Genomic DNA, 16022 nt, shown 5'->3' on the forward strand with positions numbered 1-16022 from the left:
TGTTCCTGTCGGCGTTCCCGAGCGCCGCGCTCACGGGGCAGTCGTTCATCGTCAGCCACGGCTGGTTCATGCAGTAATGTCTTCTTCGCCTCCCTGACGGGAGGCGATTCCCGCACCACCGCCTTATTCTCACGACTCACGATGGCGTACCGTCGGTCGACGTCACGCCATCCGTCTCCGCCATCCACGGCGGGATTTCTCGGAGCAACTGATGAAACCGCACGCGCGTACAGAAAAGCAGGCCGTCGATGCGGCGGACCTGCATCACGAAGCCGGCGCGCCGGCCGCTGCGCGGTCACTGCCGTACGAAACGATCGCGCTCGTCCTGCAGGGCGGCGGCGCACTCGGCGCGTATCAGGCCGGCGTATTCGAAGGGCTGCACGAAGCGGGCGTTCCGCTCGACTGGATCGCAGGCATCTCGATCGGCGCGCTCAACACCGCGCTGATCGCCGGCAATGCGCCCGAACATCGCGTCGAGCGGCTGCGCGAATTCTGGGAAACGATCTGCCAGCCGGCGTTCTTTCCCTCGATGCCGGCCGCGTTCGAATTCGCGCTGTTCAACAGCATCGACCAGATCCGCACGTTCTTCACCGCATCGCAGGCCGCGAGCGCGATGATGCAGGGCCAACAGGGCTTCTTCGTGCCGCGCTTCCCGCCGCCGCTGCCGGGCGTGTCCGATCACCCGGAAAAGATCAGCTGGTACGACACGTCGGCGCTGCGCGCGACGCTGCTGAAGCTGTGCGATTTCGACCGGATCAACTCGGGCGAGACGCGCGTGTCGGTCGGCGCGGTCAACGTCGGCACCGGCAACTTCGTGTACTTCGACAACTCGCGCATCCGCCTCGCGCCCGAGCACTTCATGGCGTCCGGCGCGCTGCCGCCCGCGTTCCCGCCCGTCGAGATCGACGGCGAGTACTACTGGGACGGCGGCGTCGTGTCGAACACGCCACTGATGGAAGTGCTGCGCGCGCGTCCGCGCCGCGACACGCTCGCGTTCCAGGTCGATCTGTGGAGCGCACGTGGGCCGCTGCCGCGCACGATGGCCGACGTCGCGGAACGCACGAAGGACGTGCAGTACTCGAGCCGCACGCGTTTCGTCACCGACACGCTGCAGCGCGAACAGCGCTACCGCAACGTGCTGCGCCACGTGCTCGAGCAGGTGCCGGAAGAGCAGCGCAAGAACGACCCGTGGTGCGTCGAGGCTGAGTCGATGTCGAGCGGGAAGAAGTACAACATCCAGCACCTGATCTATCAGCAGAAGGCGTACGAGCACCACTACAAGGACTATCAGTTCGGTCTGTCGACGATGCGCGATCACTGGTCCGCGGGTCTCGACGACATCCGCAAGACGCTCGCAGTCAAGGACGGCCTCGCGCTGCCCGTCAACGACGCGGGCTTCGTCACGCACGACATTCACCGCCGCCGGTAATGCCGTATGCGATGGGCCGGCGCGCTGCCTGCGCCGGCCCGTCCTCTTTTCCGATTCCACATGCCGATTTTCATTGCGCTGTTCGCGCTCATCGCCATTGGATGGGGCGCGGTTCACCTGTTTCACGTCATCGCCGCGCAGTTCGGCCAGCCGGTCGCGATCGCGGCCGCCGCACTCGCCGGCGCGGTCCTGATCACGCTGATCGCGTGGTGGATCAAACGCCGCCGCGACATCGCGCCGAACACGAAGGAGCAAGGCTGGACCCACATCGCCCATCGCGCATGGGGCGAGGTGCGCGTGTCCGCGACGCAGGGGCTGCTGTGGCTGTCGCATGACGGCGCGGACGGCCGCTATACGCTGTCGCAGCTCGACGGCTGCGAGGCCGCGCCGATCGACGGCCGCTGGCATCTGGTCGTGCGCGTGCGCGACGCCGTGCGCGGCGAATGGAAACTGCCGATGATGGACAAGCGCGATGCACAGCGCTGGGCCCGCGTGCTGATGCTCGCGAAGGACAACCGGCTGTAACGGGCTTCGGCCGCGCGCCGGCATGAGCCATGCCCTACGTGGCCGCACCGGTCGCCATGCCGAAGCGTTCGGTATGGCGCCTGCGCCGCGTCCCGTCGATTCGGCGCCGCGGCGTGCGTTCTGAACGGCGGTACGGTTCCCTATCGCGCGCCGAGCGCCCATAACGCGTCGAGCACGTGCTGTGTCGAGCGCTCGACCGGGCCTGCCCGATGGGCAATACCCAACTCGCGCCACAACGCCGGACGCAGCGGCCGCATCACGATGCGTGCGTCGGGCAGCGAGGCGCCCGCCTCGTGCGGCAGTAGCGTCGCACCGTAACCCGCGGCGACCAGACTCTTGATCGCATCGTTGTAGTTGAGTTCGATACGCGGCTCGGGCCGATGGCCGCCGCGCGCAAACCATTCCGTCGTGAGCCGCGACAGGCGGGTGGTCGAATCGTTGAGAATCAGCGGCCGTGCGGCCAGATAGCCCGGCGTTACACGCGCCGGAAGCTGCCAGTCCGCAGGCAGGAAGGCCAGCACCGGATCGCGCCGCCACGCGCGGATCGACAGCCCCGCGACCGCCGGCTGCGGTAACGCAACCAGCCCGACGTCGAGCGTGCCCTGTGCAATGCGCGCCAGTGTGTCGTGCGACGTGAGCACGGCGATCTGGACATCGATGTCCGGATGCCGCTCGCGCAACCGGGCCACCGCCTGCGGCAACAGATGGGCGATCGCCCCGGTCGACGCGCCGAGGCGCACCCGCCCGGTCAGCCCCTGCACTTGCCGCTCCACGTCGTCGAGTGTCGACTCGACTTCGGCCAGCAGACGGCGCGCCCGCTCCACCAGCACGGCCCCGATGGCCGACGGCTGCACGTTGCCGCGCGTGCGCGACAGCAACGGCGCGCCGATGCGGCTTTCGAGTTCGGCGACATGAAGACTGACGGTCGGCGGCGCCAGATGAAGCAGTTGCGCGGCGGCCACGAAGGATCCCTGGTCGGCGATCGCGACCAGCGTACGCAGTCGGTCCAGGCTGATCTCGCGCATTCCCACCTCTCGTTCAGGAAAACTGAATCAGGCAATCAGGAAATTCAACTTTTCCTATTCTAGGCGTTTGGTGGACGATACCGCTTTCCCCAGTCCGAAACGAGGAACGCGACCATCATGAGCCTCCCCATTGTCTACATCGACGGCGACCAAGGTACGACCGGACTGCAGATCCACGAGCGCCTGCGGGATCGCACCGACCTGCGGCTCGTCACGCTCCCGGATACCGAACGCAAGGATCCCGCGCGACGCGCCGAAGCGATCAACGCATCCGATATCGCGATTCTGTGCCTGCCGGATGCCGCCGCGCGCGAAGCGGTCGGCTTCATCCGGAATCCGGCGGTACGCGTGATCGACGCGAGTTCGGCCCATCGCACCGAACCGGGCTGGGTCTATGGTTTTCCCGAGATGGTCGACGGACATGCGCAGAAAATCGCACGCGCGCCGCGCGTCACCAATCCGGGCTGCTATCCGACGGGCGCGATCGGCCTGCTTCGGCCGCTGCTACAGGCGGGCCTGCTGCCCCGCGATTACCCGGTGAGCATCCATGCGGTGTCCGGTTACTCGGGCGGCGGGCGCACGGCCGTCGACGCCTTCGAATCGAACGGCGCCGCACGCGCGAAACCGCTGCAGGTCTACGGCCTCGCGCTCGCGCACAAGCATGTGCCCGAGATCCAGCTCCATGCCGGACTTGCGCATCGCCCGCTGTTCGTACCGGCTTACGGCGCGTATCGGCAGGGCATCGTGCTGACCGTGCCGATCGAGCTGCGCCTTCTCCCGGCCGGCGTGACCGGTGAGTCGCTGCATGCTTGTCTCGCGCACCACTACGCCGGCGCGCGCCATGTCGAGGTCACGCCGCTCGCGGACGCGCGCGCGATCACCCATCTCGATCCACAGGCGCTGAACGGGTCGAACGACCTGCGGCTCAGCGTGTTCTTCAATGCCGATCACGGTCAGGTGCTGCTGTCCGCCGTGTTCGACAATCTTGGCAAAGGGGCATCCGGCGCGGCCGTGCAGAATCTCGACCTGATGCTCGATGCGGTGAGCGTGGAGAAGGCGACGTAAGCGGCATAAGCGACGAGGGGGCACCGCCGGCGGCCGGCCCGGCGTATCGCGCCCGCCGATGCGTCGGTGCCTGCTGGACGGTGCCCGCTCGCGATGCGGTTGCGCGCCGTCAACGGGGTGCCTGCCGATGCTCCGCACATGTCCCCGTAAAAGCTCACCTTTGGCCGATTTCAGCCCGCATCGTCGCTTGCCGCGGCATTCAACCCGGCGAGCGCGTCCGCCAGAAAATCGACGCACACGCGCACCTTCGCCGAAGCCGCGACGCGTTCCGGATACACGGCCCAGATATTCGCTGGCTGAATCACGTCCGGCAGCACGCGGCAGAGCTCGCCGCGCTCGATCAGCGGCCCCGCTTCCCAGATCGAACGCAGCACGATCCCGCGTCCGGCCAGCGCCCATTGCACGGCCACCTCGCCGTGGTTCGTCGACAGCGCGCCGCCGACTTTCACCGTTACCGTTTCGCCGCGCAGGTTCAATCGCCACACACCGAACGGATGATCGCGCTCCTTGATCGCGAGACAGTCGTGCGACGCGAGATCCGCCAGCGTGCGCGGCGTGCCGCGCCGTGCGAGATAGTCCGGCGACGCGCACAGCACGCGATGGTTCGTGGCCAGGCGGCGCGCGATCAGGTGATCGGCGATCTCGTCGCCGATGCGCACGTCGAGGTCGTAGCCTTCGCCGGCAACGTCGACGAGCCGGTCGAACAGGTCGAGCCGCACGTTGAGCTGCGGATAGCGCGCGGAGAAGTCGAGCAGCGCCGGCGCAACGACATGGCGGCCGAAGCCGAAGCTGCTCGAGATGCGCAGCGTGCCGCGCGGCACCGTGCGCGTGGTCGACACGTCCTCGACGAGATGATCGACGTCGTCGAGAATCTTCTCCGCACGCGCGAACACGCGTTCTCCGGCTTCCGTGACCGTCACGCGGCGCGTCGAGCGATGCAGCAGGCGCGTGCCGAGCTGCGCCTCGAGCAGGGCGATGCGCTTGCTCACATACGCGGGCGAGACCGCGAGCTGCTCGGCGGCCGCGCTGAAGCTCGTCAGGCGGACGACCAGGCTGAATACGCGCAGGTCGTCGAGATTCGGCGATTTGTTCACGATTCGTGGAAAGTCGATTAACCTTTCGCACGATTTTAATCTGAATGGAAATAAATAAAATGGCGTCGTGTTCCGCTGCGCACGCTGCCGGCGGCTCGACCAGCCAAGGAGGCTTGCATGAGCGACAAGACGTACAAGATTGCCGTCATCCCCGGTGACGGCATCGGCCGTGAAGTGATGCCCGAGGGCCTGCGCGCGCTCGACGCCGTGACGGCGCGCTTCGGCATCCGTTTCCAGTTCGAGCAGGTCGACTGGGCGAGCTGCGACTACTACGCGCAGCACGGCAAGATGATGCCGGACGACTGGAAGGCGCAGTTGTCGGGCATGGACGCGATCCTGTTCGGCGCGGTCGGCTGGCCGGCGACGGTGCCCGATCACATTTCGCTGTGGGGTTCGCTGCTGAAGTTCCGCCGCGAGTTCGACCAGTACATCAACCTGCGGCCCGCGCGCCTGTTCGACGGCGTGCCGTCGCCGCTCGCCGGCCGCAAGGCGGGCGACATCGACTTCCTGATCGTGCGCGAGAACACCGAGGGCGAATATTCGTCGGTCGGCGGCACGATGTTCGAAGGCACCGAGCGCGAAGTGGTCATGCAGCAGTCGATCTTCACGCGTCACGGCACCGAGCGCGTGCTGAAGTTCGCGTTCGAGCTCGCCCAGCGCCGCGCGAAGCGGCTGACCGTCGCGACGAAGAGCAACGGCATCGCGATCAGCATGCCGTGGTGGGACGCGCGCGCGGCCGAAATGGGTGAACGCTATCCCGAAATCGCCATGGACAAGCAGCACATCGACATCCTGTGCGCGCGCTTCGTGCTGCAGCCCGACCGCTTCGACGTCGTCGTCGCGTCGAACCTGTTCGGCGACATCCTTTCCGACCTCGGTCCGGCCTGCACGGGCACGATCGGCATCGCGCCGTCGGCAAACCTCAACCCGGATCGCACGTTTCCGTCGCTGTTCGAACCGGTGCACGGCTCCGCGCCGGACATCACGGGCCAGTACATCGCGAACCCGATTGCGATGATCTGGTCGGCGGCGATGATGCTCGACTTCCTCGGTAACGGCGCAGGCCGCGAACGCGAAGCGCACGACGCGATCGTCGCGGCGATCGAGGACGTGCTGCGCACCGGGCCGCGCACGCGCGATCTCGGTGGCCAAGCGGGGACGCAGGAAGTGGGCGAGGCAATCGCCGCGCGGATCGCCGGCTGACAGAACGATGTGATGGGTGCGTGCTGTCAGGGGGTCGATGGATGTCGTGTTCGAGGGTGAGCAACACGGCCGACTGCCACGCACCTTTGCTGATGCCGATGCGCACGCTTGCATGCGTGCGTGCATGCATGCGTGCGTGTCGGTGTCGAGTTCGATGTCAATGTCGATTCCGAACGGTGAGCAATGCGGTTCGGCGGCACGCACGGTTACGTGTCGATCCATTGCTGTGATCGGCATCGTGTTGAAGTCGAACGGTGAGTTGCATCCCGCATCGATGCACACCGCTTGAACCTCACCACTCCAGTACAGGCACGCAAGGCCGTGCAAATGCGCCGCCGAAGTTGTGTTCGATTCACGTTCGCTTCGCACGCGAGCGACGAGAGACCTGCGCATGCCAATGCATGCGGCATTTCCGTCAGCGCATTCGCGCCGTTTCCTGCGAAGATTGATCGGTGAGATACAGGGCGTGAAGAAGCACACCGTCCCGCACAGAATGTCCCTCTCCCGAAAACACTCACCTCAGCACGCAACTCCCGTATTTCCTCACCGTTGAGCACAGGCGACGCGCGCGATGCACGATCGAGCGCGTCCACGTGTCGTCATTGTGCTGCGTCACAGCCCGAGATCGGACAAGCCGGGATGATCGTCCGGACGACGGCCGAGCGGCCAGTGGTACAGGCGATCCGCTTCGCGAATCGGCAGATCGTTGATGCTCGCGTGGCGGTGCGCCATCAATCCGTTTTCGTCGAACTCCCAGTTTTCGTTTCCGTATGAGCGGAACCAGTTGCCGGCGTCGTCATGCCATTCGTAGGCGAATCGCACCGCGATGCGATTGCCGCCGAACGCCCACAGCTCCTTGATCAGCCGGTAGTCGAGCTCGCGCGTCCATTTCCGCTGCAACAGGCCGACAATCTCGTCACGGCCCGTCACGAACTCCGCGCGATTGCGCCACCGGCTCTGCGGCGTATAAGCGAGCGAGACGCGCCGCGGGTCGCGCGTGTTCCACGCATCCTCCGCGGCGCGCACTTTCTGGCGCGCCGTGTCGAGCGTGAAGGGCGGAACGGGCGGACGAACTTCCGGGGAAGCGGACATGGGATGCTCCTGTTCAAGGTTCTGGCTGCGCACGAACGCAACCGGTGGGAACGTACTACTTCGACGCTCGGGGCATCGTATCGAGCAAGAGTTCTGCCGTTGCGCGCGCATCGCGCGCGGCGATCGTATCGCCACTGACGAGCGCCACGCCGATCGCGCCGTCGATCAGCACCAGCCATTGACGCGCGAGGCGGGCCAGCCCGCGGCGCTCGATCCCGGCGTCATCGGCATACGCGTCGAACCGCTCGCGCACGAACGCCAGCAAGCGTGCTTTGTGCATACGCGCGACGACGCGCACCGGATCGTCGACGTCGGCAATCTCGCCGGATGCGTTCAGGAACGCGCAGCCGTGAAAATCGGGTTGCGCAAACCAGTCGCGCAGCACATCGAACATGCCGAGCAGGTGCGCACGCGGCGACTTGCCGCACGCGAGCGTTGCATCGACGAACCAGCGCATCCAGCGTTCGTCACGGCGCTCGAGCGCGGCGACGACCAGCGCCTCCTTCGATTCGAAATGCGAATAAAAGCTCTTTCGCGCGGCACCGGAGCGCTTCACGATCGCATCGACACCCGTGGCATGGATGCCGCCCGAGTAGATCAGCGCTTCGGCCGCGTCGAGCAACCGGTCGCGAACGGCCGGTTCGCCGGAGAGGTCATCATGTGTGTTCATGGGTTTACGGTAGAACGATCGTTCTCCGTCGTCAACACCCATGCGAAATGGCCTTGTCGACGGGAGGGCCGAACAGCGCCCGGCTCAGATAGCGGGCGGCGCATTCCAGGTGGCGTTGACGACATTTTTTTAGAAGCGAACGCAGGGCACTCACTACACTTCGCTCACCCTGTCTGGCCGAAAGGACATCATCCAGCTATCGGAATCCCCACGCTCCACGCGTACCCATGCGGCTTATGCCTGACGGCTCGATGGCCGTTTCGTCGTACGGCATTTCGATCCGCGCAGCGATTCGTATGAATCGCTGACCGCGTTGCTGCATCGCGCGTACGCACATCTCGGCGCCGCGGTCTGTCCGTGGGGCGACCAGCCGGCGTCGGCGACGCGCGAATGCGTGTTCGCCAGCGAGTGTTGCGTCGTGCTCGGCAACGCGCACCTGGTCGCGACGATCACGATGCGGGCTCACGATCCCGATTTGCGCGGCGTGCCGGAGCGGCGTCATGAAACGACGCACATGGCTTGCCCTGCGGCATGCATGCACGCGGGCGGAACTGCGCATGCTCGGTTGAACGGTGAGCGGATCAAATAGCAGGCAGCGCACCTATCGACGTCGACCGGTAGACCGATGGGTGAGTTCGCACGCCATTGATCACTTCACGCATCGAAGATACGTTGAAATCGCGCTGCGTGGCGGTGTGCTGCCGCAGAAGCAGAGCAAAGCCGGGCGGATGATGCGGCAAGGGCTTGCTATTCAAACGCGACAAGCGAAAACGGAAGAGCAGGAAGAAAGACACACGCCGGGCAACGCGACAGAAGGGGTGGGAGCGCCCTGACAGGTGAGGTGCATGCGCGATTGCATGTCACCGATGCGTTCCGGGAAATCGAAACTCGATCGCCCTTGTTTCGCAAGCGAGAGGTGCGTGTAACCCGTTGCATTCGCCGCTCAAGCGCGCCACGAAAGCGCGATCGGGCCGCCATTCGGCACGCATGCACAGCTCCCGAATATCCTCACCTTACGCGTGTGTCGAAGCCGATCGGCCCCGACACACGCACCGGCCGATATGAGCGAAGCAGTCGGCAAACGCGCCGAGCCGCCCCGCCGGCACTCAGACCGTCCAGTCGAGAATCACCTTGCCGCTTTCACCGGACAACATTGCGGCGAAGCCTTTCTCGTAATCGTCGGCCGCAAAGCGATGCGTGATGATCGGCGATAGATCCAGGCCGCTTTGCAGCATCGCGACCATCTTGTACCAGGTCTCGAACATCTCGCGGCCGTAGATGCCCTTGATCTCGAGCCCCTTGAAGATCACCTGGTTCCAGTCGATCGCCGTCTGCGCGGGCGGAATGCCGAGCAGCGCGACCTTGCCGCCGTGATTCATCGCCTCGAGCAGGCTCGTGAACGCGCTCGGAACACCCGACATCTCGAGGCCGACGTCGAAGCCTTCCGTCATGCGCAGGTCGGCCATCACGTCGCGCAACGACTCGCGCGCGACGTTGACCGCACGCGTCGCCCCCATCTTGCGAGCGAGTTCGAGCCGGTAGTCGTTGATATCGGTGATCACGACGTTGCGCGCGCCGACATGCTTGGCGATCGCGACGGCCATGACGCCGATCGGGCCCGCGCCGGTGATCAGCACGTCCTCGCCGACGAGATTGAACGACAGCGCGGTATGCGTCGCGTTGCCGAACGGATCGAAGATCGACGCGAGATCGTCGGAAATCTCCGGCGGAATCTTGAACGCGTTGAACGCGGGAATCGCCAGATACTCGGCGAACGCACCCTCGCGGTTCACGCCGACGCCGACGGTGTTACGGCACAGATGCCGTCGCCCCGCGCGGCAGTTGCGACAGAAACCGCACGTGATGTGGCCTTCGCCAGACACGCGATCGCCGATCGCGAAACCGCGCACTTCCTGCCCCATCTCGACGATCTCGCCGACGTACTCGTGACCGACGTGCATCGGCACGGGAATCGTCTTCTGCGCCCAGTCGTCCCACTTCCAGATATGGATGTCGGTGCCGCAGATCGCCGTGCGGCGGATCTTGATCAGCACATCGTTGTGCCCGACTTCGGGACGCTTCACACGCGTGAGCGTGAGGCCTGGACCGCGTTCGAGCTTTGCCAGTGCTTTCATGGTTGCGCCTCCGTCAGACGATACCGAGCGACTTGCCGACGCGCACGAACGCGGCGACCGTCTGATCGATCTGTTCGGGGGTATGCGCGGCACTCATCTGCGTGCGGATGCGCGCGCGACCGCGCGGCACGACGGGGAACGAGAAGCCGATCACGTAGACGCCTTCGGCGAGCAACTTGTCGGCCATGTTCGTCGCGAGCTGCGCGTCGCCGAGCATCACCGGGATGATTGGATGCGCACCCGGCACGAGCGTAAAGCCCGCGGCGGTCATCTGCTCGCGGAACCGCACGCCGTTCTCGCGCACGCGTTCGCGCAGCTTCGCGCCTTCGTCGCTGCCGAGCAGCTCCAGCACCTTCAGCGATGCCGCGGCGATGCTGGGCGTCAGCGTGTTCGAAAACAGGTACGGGCGCGAACGCTGGCGCAGCAATTCGACGATCTCGCGCCGGGCTGCGACATAGCCGCCCGATGCACCGCCCAGTGCCTTGCCAAGCGTGCCGGTGATGATATCGACGCGACCATCGACGCCGCAATGCTCGGGCGTGCCGCGGCCATGCGCGCCGATGAAGCCGACCGCATGCGAGTCGTCGACCATCACGAGTGCGCCGTAACGATCGGCGAGGTCGCAGATGCCTTTCAGGTCGGCGATGATGCCATCCATCGAGAACACGCCGTCGGTCGCGATCAGCTTGTGGCGCGCGCCCGCTGCGTCGGCTTCCTTCAGCTTCGCCTCGAGATCGGACAGGTCGTTGTTCTTGTAGCGGAAACGCTTCGCCTTGCAGAGGCGGATGCCGTCGATGATGCTCGCGTGGTTCAGCTCGTCGCTGATCACCGCGTCGTTCTCGTCGAGCAGCGTCTCGAACAGGCCGCCGTTCGCATCGAAGCAGCTCGAATAGAGGATGCTGTCCTCGGTGCCGAGAAACGACGCCAGCGCGCTTTCGAGCTGCTTGTGCACGGTTTGCGTGCCGCAGATGAAGCGCACCGATGCCATGCCGAAGCCGTCCTGGTCCAGACCGGCCTTCGCCGCGGCGATCAGGCGCGGATCGTTCGCCAGACCCAGATAGTTGTTCGCGCAGAAATTCAGCACGCCGGCACCGCCGGCGAGCCGCACGGCCGCCGCCTGGGGACTCGCGATCTCGCGCTCGGTCTTGTAAAAACCGTCCGCGCGGATCTGGTCGAGCGTCCCGCGCACCTGGGCGAGAAAGGCATCACGCATCGCAAAGCTCCTGACAGGGATTCGCCATCCGCCGCGCGCCACTCGTGGCGACAGCGCAACGGCCTGCTACTGTTATAGTCGGTCGTTCGGTTGACCGCATTTATCCGATATTCCGAACTAGAATTCGAAATACCGAACAACTCTAAGCGAACGGAAACCAAATGGCAAGTTCCTCCGCGTCGCGGCGCACGCCAGCCGGCGCCGCACCGCAGCAGCCGGGCGTCACGCCGCCGCGGGTCGGCGAGCAGATCCAGCGCCTGCGCAACGAGCGCAAGCTGACGCTCGACGACCTGTCGCGCGCGGCCGGCGTATCGAAGTCGATGCTCTCCGAGATCGAGCGCGACAAGGCCAATCCGACGATCGCGGTCGCGTGGCGGCTCACGAATGCGCTCGGCATCACGCTCGACGAGCTGTTCTCGCAGCCGAAAGCGCCGGAGACGATCCGCGTGGACGGCCCGCACGACATTCCAACGCTCGCCGGCCACGACGGTCGCTATCAATTGCGCGTATGGGGCCCGATCGACCTGGCCGGCAAGTTCGAGTGGTACGAACTGACGCTGCCGGGCGGCGGCGCGCTCGTGTCGAACGCGCACGAACCCGGCACACGCGAGCACCTCACCGTGCTGCAAGGGGCAATGGAAATCGAAGCCGCGGCGGCGAGCCGGCGCCTGAAAGCCGGCGACACCGCACGCTATCCGGCCGACACGCCGCACGCGATCCGCAACCCCGGCAAGGCCGAGGCACGCGCACTACTGATCGTGATTCATCGCTGACGATGCAGATAGCTGGCCGAAAGGCCAGTTGCGGAAAATACTGTATGTTTGTACAGTATACGGACATTCCGCCATGCATGGCCGGGGCAGCGCACCGAGGCGCCCGCGCCGGTCGACAGGAGCCTGCGATGACAGAAGAACAAGATTTGGCCGCGCTTAGCTTCAAGGCTGCCGCGCACGACCTCGAGCTGATCGTTCGCCATATAGCCGGGCGCTACATCCGTCAGCGCGTTCCGCTGTCGTGGCGTCTGCTGCACGCCATCGAAGCCGAGGCGCTCGCCGATCTCGGCTTTGCCAGCCGGCACGATGCCGGCATGCGTCAACTGTTCGAACGGCCGTCGGACATGACCTTTCCCGAAACAGACGATCCGATCGACTTCGGCCGCTCCAACGCGCTGCCTGCCGTGTTCTCGTTCGCTGTCCTCGCGTATGAAGCCGCGGCCAGGTCGCAGGAAGCGGCGCCCCGCGAGCGCGTTCACCGTCCGTCCAAGGCGTGGGGCGACTGACGCCACGCCCGGGCCGTCCGACACGGCGGTCGGCTCCCGCATCCTGCTGCCCGCGACGTTGCGGAAAGGGCTACCATATACGCAACTAACGGAATAAATAACATGTCCCTTCCTACGCCCTCCGACACCCCGGCACGCCCGGAAGAAAAGGATCTGTTCGACCGCAGCGCATCCGACTGGATCCTCTCGCCCGAAACCGCATTCGACGCATGGCTTGCCATGCAGGACTACCGCCGTTCGTCAGCCGACGTCTATCGCGCGCAATGGGGTGCCTTTCTCGCGTGGCTGCGTACACACCAGAAAAACCTGGCCACGGTCGATACCGCAACGATCGCGAACTTCGTCGGTGAGCTTCCGATCAGGAAAACGCAGCGAATGCGCTATCTGCGACTAATCGAGCGCGTGCTCGACCACATCCGGCGCACCGAGTTCGCCTCCACCAACCCCGCCCGCTTCATTGCTCAGGATGGCGAAGCGAACTGGCGCCAGGCACGCGACAACGAGCCGACGGGTTTCCTGACGCCGGGCGAACGCGCGAAATTGCTGGCTTACCTGTTTTCGCCGATCGGCGTATCGGGCTCCGCCTACTGGAAAGAGCGACGCGACCGCGCGCTCGTCGCTGCGTTTCTCGGCGCCGGCGTGAAGACCGGCGAAGCACGCGCGCTTACTATTAGTTGCATCAACACAAGCGGAACGTCGCTGCAGATTCCGTCGACGCATCCCGATTTCGCGCGCGAAACCCATCTGGCATCGTTCGCGATCGCGTTGCTCGAAGCGTGGCTCGTGGAGCGCAAGCGACAGGAGATTCCCGGCGAGCTCGTGTTTCCGGCGTCGCACGCCGGACGGCCGATGCACAAGGCGACGATGCTGCGCGCGATCGATGCGATCGTCGAATCCGCCGGGCTCACGTCGTCACGCACCGCGCGCGCGAGTCCGCAAACGCTGCGCAACACCTATGCGGCCGAACTGTTCGAACACGACGTGCCGCCCGAGCGGGTCGGCAAGTGGCTCGGCTTCATGCGGCCGATCTCGTCGAACCGCCTGCACCGTGCGTGGAAAAACTGGCGCGATGATCTCGCGAATGGTGACGCGTCCGACCAGGACGAAACTCACTGATGCCGAGCCGGCTGCTCACGCGACAATGATCCGTGAGCAGCCTTGTACGGCGTAGCCTCACCATTTCACAGCTCCCGAAAAACCTCACCTCACGCCTCCCGGATCACCTCACCTGTGCGATCGCTGTGCCGGCAGACGCGTCAGTCGCGTGCAAAGCGCGCGACCGCTTCGAATCGGGAAGGCCAGGGTCCCGACGCATGTTCGCATTCGGGGCACGACACTTCGAACCCGTCGTCACCATGCGACAGCTCCGGTTCGCCGTCGCAATGCGGGCACTGGCTCGGCAGCGGAATTTCGCGGTCCAGCGACGTACCGATCGCGGCAAACGCGTCCGCATCCAGTTGACCCGCATCGGCGAGGCGCCGGATCAGCGCGGCAATCTCCGGATTCATCCCACGACTCGCGCGCAGCGTATTCACGTCGCGCGTCGCGCGTTCCAGTTCATCGCCCTGGCTGCGCAGCTGTTCCTCGAGCCGGTCCGCGCGGGCCTTGGCCGAACTCAGTTGCTGAAGGAAATCGAATTCCTTGCGCTGCACGTCGCGCAAACCGCTCTGATAGGTTGACGCCATGCTGCGCAGCGAGTCCAGTTCGACCAGCATCGGTTTGACCCGGCGCTCGGCTTCGGCCACCGCGTCCTTGATCTGCTGCGCGTAGTGTTCGGTGCGCTGCTGCAATTCGGCTTGCAGCGTATCGATGCGGTCGCGCAGCGCCGCGTTCTGCGTCTGTTCGGCGTCGACGCGGCTGACCATCGCGGCCAGTTCCTTCTCGAGTCGGGCGACAGTGGTGAGCAGCGTCGCTTCGTTTGCCGAACCGTGCGTCGATTGCGAGGCCAGTTGCACTTCAAGCTCGGTCACGCGCGCCTGCAGCTGGTCGTTGCGGGTTTCGCTACGCGTCAGCGCGCCTTCGAGTGTTTCCTGACGAACCGAGGCGTCGCGCAACCGCTGTTCCGCGTCGGTCACGCCGGCGCGAACTTGTTCGCGGTCGATGTCGAGGCTTTCCCTGGCCGCCTTCAATGCTTCTTCATAGAGCGCGCCGAGCAATGCACCGGCCTTTTCCTCGACCGCTTTCGGAATCGCCGCTCCGTCGAGCCGGACTTTCGACGCGGAACGGATCCGCTCCCAGAAATGGTCGATGTCCTTCGGAATGTCACTGGCACTGCCGGTCTGGGTCAGGTCGCGGACATTGGCAGCCGACGGCCGGATGCCGAGATCGAAGAACAGACGCTTGCAGGCATGTAGCGACAACTCCTGGCGACGTGCGCCGCTCGCGCGCAGCGTTTCCAGTTCTCCACGGATGACTTCACGCATTTCATCCAGCGTCATGGCACGGACTCACAGACATTGATATGTTGCGATCATAACGAAATACGTATTTTTTGATACTTGTTTTCGTCGAGCGTGGCGGATTTGCGTCGCTGTGCACAGAAATTGGATCTGTGGACCGATCCGGACGAAGCAGCATGCCAATCCCGTGAAACAAAGCGAAGAAAGTGAGCCAAGTCATTGTACTAAAAGCATTTTTGAGCAAGCCCCGAAAAAGTGCCTTTGTTTCACATGACGGACGTCATCGCAGCCTGTGGGGGTTCAGGGTTTGGGGTCTCTGTGGAAAACTCGACGACCGATGTCTTGAGAGTATTAGAAGTAAACACCCTTGAACCCTTAGTTAAAAACGTTAACGCCACGGCACAGCCTTATGTAGCAAGGCTTTCCGGCCGACAAGGTGAAGTTTTACGGGAACCAAGGTGATGTTCTGCGGGAGCTGAAGTGATGGGGTTCGGGGATCTGCGTGAGCCGATGCAGGAAAGGTCGTGAGCGGATTCGGGATCACAGTGAAACACGAGATTTCCCAAAGGTGAGGCTTTTCGGGGCTATACAGCCACAGAACCCGCGCGGTGCCTGAGCGCACAGTTTTCTGCCTGTGCAGACATAGGTGAGAATTTGCGGGACCTTCTTTGAGCCCTCATTCTGCCCATCTTTTGGGCAGTTTTCATGAAAGGTGAGGTTTCACGGGACTCCACAGCGATTTGCTGTGAGGATTTCCGGGAAACGACCGCCATTTTGCACGGCAAAAGCGTCCTGTGGACCCTGCGAAGCCCGAAAGGTGAGGCTTTTCGGGAGTGAAATCCGGGTTTTCCTGGCCGGATCACGTTGAGGTGAGCTTTTTCAGGGCATCAATC

Annotated in this window: 15 protein-coding genes; 8 read left to right on the plus strand and 7 right to left on the minus strand. The window is 64.6% G+C overall.

What is annotated here, in order from left to right; all coding sequences use genetic code 11:
• Positions 1 to 211: 211 nt before the first annotated feature.
• Complete coding sequence (locus DIE15_RS05060; RefSeq protein ID WP_175827387.1) at positions 212 to 1429, plus strand: patatin-like phospholipase family protein; 1218 nt, start codon at positions 212 to 214, stop codon at positions 1427 to 1429.
• 60 nt (positions 1430 to 1489) lie between these two features.
• Positions 1490 to 1954 (plus strand): hypothetical protein, encoded by a 465-nt coding sequence (locus DIE15_RS05065; protein ID WP_057925445.1) that lies wholly within the window; start codon positions 1490 to 1492, stop codon positions 1952 to 1954.
• A gap of 140 nt (positions 1955 to 2094) precedes the next feature.
• Here DIE15_RS05065 and DIE15_RS05070 read toward each other — a convergent pair whose 3' ends face one another.
• Complete coding sequence (locus tag DIE15_RS05070; protein ID WP_124832558.1) at positions 2095 to 2979, minus strand: LysR family transcriptional regulator; 885 nt, start codon at positions 2977 to 2979, stop codon at positions 2095 to 2097.
• A 117-nt stretch (positions 2980 to 3096) separates the two neighbouring features.
• Between DIE15_RS05070 and argC the strand changes: the two genes are divergently transcribed.
• Complete coding sequence (gene argC, locus DIE15_RS05075; protein ID WP_124832559.1) at positions 3097 to 4044, plus strand: N-acetyl-gamma-glutamyl-phosphate reductase; 948 nt, start codon at positions 3097 to 3099, stop codon at positions 4042 to 4044.
• Between the two features lie 170 nt (positions 4045 to 4214).
• Here the strand turns inward: argC and DIE15_RS05080 are convergent, their stop codons facing one another.
• Entirely contained in the window at positions 4215 to 5138 is a 924-nt protein-coding gene (locus tag DIE15_RS05080) for a LysR substrate-binding domain-containing protein (protein WP_124832560.1), read from the minus strand.
• Positions 5139 to 5255: 117 nt separating this feature from the next.
• Here DIE15_RS05080 and DIE15_RS05085 point away from each other — a divergent pair, with 117 nt between their 5' ends.
• Complete coding sequence (locus tag DIE15_RS05085; protein ID WP_124832561.1) at positions 5256 to 6341, plus strand: tartrate dehydrogenase; 1086 nt, start codon at positions 5256 to 5258, stop codon at positions 6339 to 6341.
• A 612-nt stretch (positions 6342 to 6953) separates the two neighbouring features.
• Here DIE15_RS05085 and DIE15_RS05090 read toward each other — a convergent pair.
• Both DIE15_RS05090 and DIE15_RS05095 read right to left on the minus strand, forming a co-directional pair.
• On the minus strand, positions 6954 to 7433 hold the full coding sequence (locus tag DIE15_RS05090; protein ID WP_124832562.1) for a nuclear transport factor 2 family protein: 480 nt from the start codon (positions 7431 to 7433) through the stop codon (positions 6954 to 6956).
• Between the two features lie 55 nt (positions 7434 to 7488).
• Entirely contained in the window at positions 7489 to 8103 is a 615-nt protein-coding gene (locus DIE15_RS05095) for a TetR/AcrR family transcriptional regulator (RefSeq protein ID WP_057925450.1), read from the minus strand.
• 629 nt (positions 8104 to 8732) lie between these two features.
• Here DIE15_RS05095 and DIE15_RS05105 point away from each other — a divergent pair.
• Positions 8733 to 8936: a hypothetical protein gene (locus DIE15_RS05105; protein WP_124832563.1), complete on the plus strand. Its 204-nt coding sequence runs from the start codon at positions 8733 to 8735 to the stop codon at positions 8934 to 8936.
• Between the two features lie 273 nt (positions 8937 to 9209).
• Here the strand turns inward: DIE15_RS05105 and tdh are convergent, their stop codons facing one another.
• Both tdh and DIE15_RS05115 read right to left on the minus strand, forming a co-directional pair.
• Complete coding sequence (gene tdh / locus DIE15_RS05110) at positions 9210 to 10238, minus strand: L-threonine 3-dehydrogenase (RefSeq protein WP_057925452.1); 1029 nt, start codon at positions 10236 to 10238, stop codon at positions 9210 to 9212.
• Between the two features lie 13 nt (positions 10239 to 10251).
• Positions 10252 to 11451, minus strand: coding sequence for a glycine C-acetyltransferase (locus tag DIE15_RS05115; protein WP_057925453.1), 1200 nt, complete (start codon positions 11449 to 11451; stop codon positions 10252 to 10254).
• Positions 11452 to 11612: 161 nt separating this feature from the next.
• Between DIE15_RS05115 and DIE15_RS05120 the strand changes: the two genes are divergently transcribed.
• From DIE15_RS05120 to DIE15_RS05130, 3 genes are all read left to right on the plus strand, one after another.
• Positions 11613 to 12224, plus strand: coding sequence for a helix-turn-helix domain-containing protein (locus tag DIE15_RS05120; protein ID WP_124832564.1), 612 nt, complete (start codon positions 11613 to 11615; stop codon positions 12222 to 12224).
• Positions 12225 to 12352: 128 nt separating this feature from the next.
• Entirely contained in the window at positions 12353 to 12730 is a 378-nt protein-coding gene (locus tag DIE15_RS05125; RefSeq protein ID WP_057925455.1) for a DUF2471 family protein, read from the plus strand.
• A 102-nt stretch (positions 12731 to 12832) separates the two neighbouring features.
• Entirely contained in the window at positions 12833 to 13846 is a 1014-nt protein-coding gene (locus tag DIE15_RS05130; RefSeq protein ID WP_057925456.1) for a tyrosine-type recombinase/integrase, read from the plus strand.
• A gap of 140 nt (positions 13847 to 13986) precedes the next feature.
• Here the strand turns inward: DIE15_RS05130 and DIE15_RS05135 are convergent, their stop codons facing one another.
• A complete protein-coding gene (locus tag DIE15_RS05135) occupies positions 13987 to 15168 on the minus strand; it encodes a DNA-binding protein (protein ID WP_057925457.1) in 1182 nt (393 codons plus the stop codon).
• Positions 15169 to 16022 lie beyond the last annotated feature (854 nt).

The organism is Burkholderia sp. Bp9031 (assembly GCF_003857965.1).
Classification (GTDB): Bacteria; Pseudomonadota; Gammaproteobacteria; order Burkholderiales; family Burkholderiaceae; genus Burkholderia; species Burkholderia ambifaria_A.

Excerpts from the sequence above, each read along its gene's own strand:
- DIE15_RS05060 (WP_175827387.1), top strand. The coding sequence starts at position 212 with ATGAAACCGCACGCGCGTACAGAAAAGCAGGCCGTCGATGCGGCGGAC.
- DIE15_RS05065 (WP_057925445.1), top strand. The coding sequence starts at position 1,490 with ATGCCGATTTTCATTGCGCTGTTCGCGCTCATCGCCATTGGATGGGGC.
- DIE15_RS05070 (WP_124832558.1), bottom strand. The coding sequence starts at position 2,979 with ATGCGCGAGATCAGCCTGGACCGACTGCGTACGCTGGTCGCGATCGCC.
- argC (WP_124832559.1), top strand. The coding sequence starts at position 3,097 with ATGAGCCTCCCCATTGTCTACATCGACGGCGACCAAGGTACGACCGGA.
- DIE15_RS05085 (WP_124832561.1), top strand. The coding sequence starts at position 5,256 with ATGAGCGACAAGACGTACAAGATTGCCGTCATCCCCGGTGACGGCATC.
- DIE15_RS05090 (WP_124832562.1), bottom strand. The coding sequence starts at position 7,433 with ATGTCCGCTTCCCCGGAAGTTCGTCCGCCCGTTCCGCCCTTCACGCTC.
- DIE15_RS05095 (WP_057925450.1), bottom strand. The coding sequence starts at position 8,103 with ATGAACACACATGATGACCTCTCCGGCGAACCGGCCGTTCGCGACCGG.
- tdh (WP_057925452.1), bottom strand. The coding sequence starts at position 10,238 with ATGAAAGCACTGGCAAAGCTCGAACGCGGTCCAGGCCTCACGCTCACG.
- DIE15_RS05115 (WP_057925453.1), bottom strand. The coding sequence starts at position 11,451 with ATGCGTGATGCCTTTCTCGCCCAGGTGCGCGGGACGCTCGACCAGATC.
- DIE15_RS05120 (WP_124832564.1), top strand. The coding sequence starts at position 11,613 with ATGGCAAGTTCCTCCGCGTCGCGGCGCACGCCAGCCGGCGCCGCACCG.
- DIE15_RS05125 (WP_057925455.1), top strand. The coding sequence starts at position 12,353 with ATGACAGAAGAACAAGATTTGGCCGCGCTTAGCTTCAAGGCTGCCGCG.
- DIE15_RS05130 (WP_057925456.1), top strand. The coding sequence starts at position 12,833 with ATGTCCCTTCCTACGCCCTCCGACACCCCGGCACGCCCGGAAGAAAAG.
- DIE15_RS05135 (WP_057925457.1), bottom strand. The coding sequence starts at position 15,168 with ATGACGCTGGATGAAATGCGTGAAGTCATCCGTGGAGAACTGGAAACG.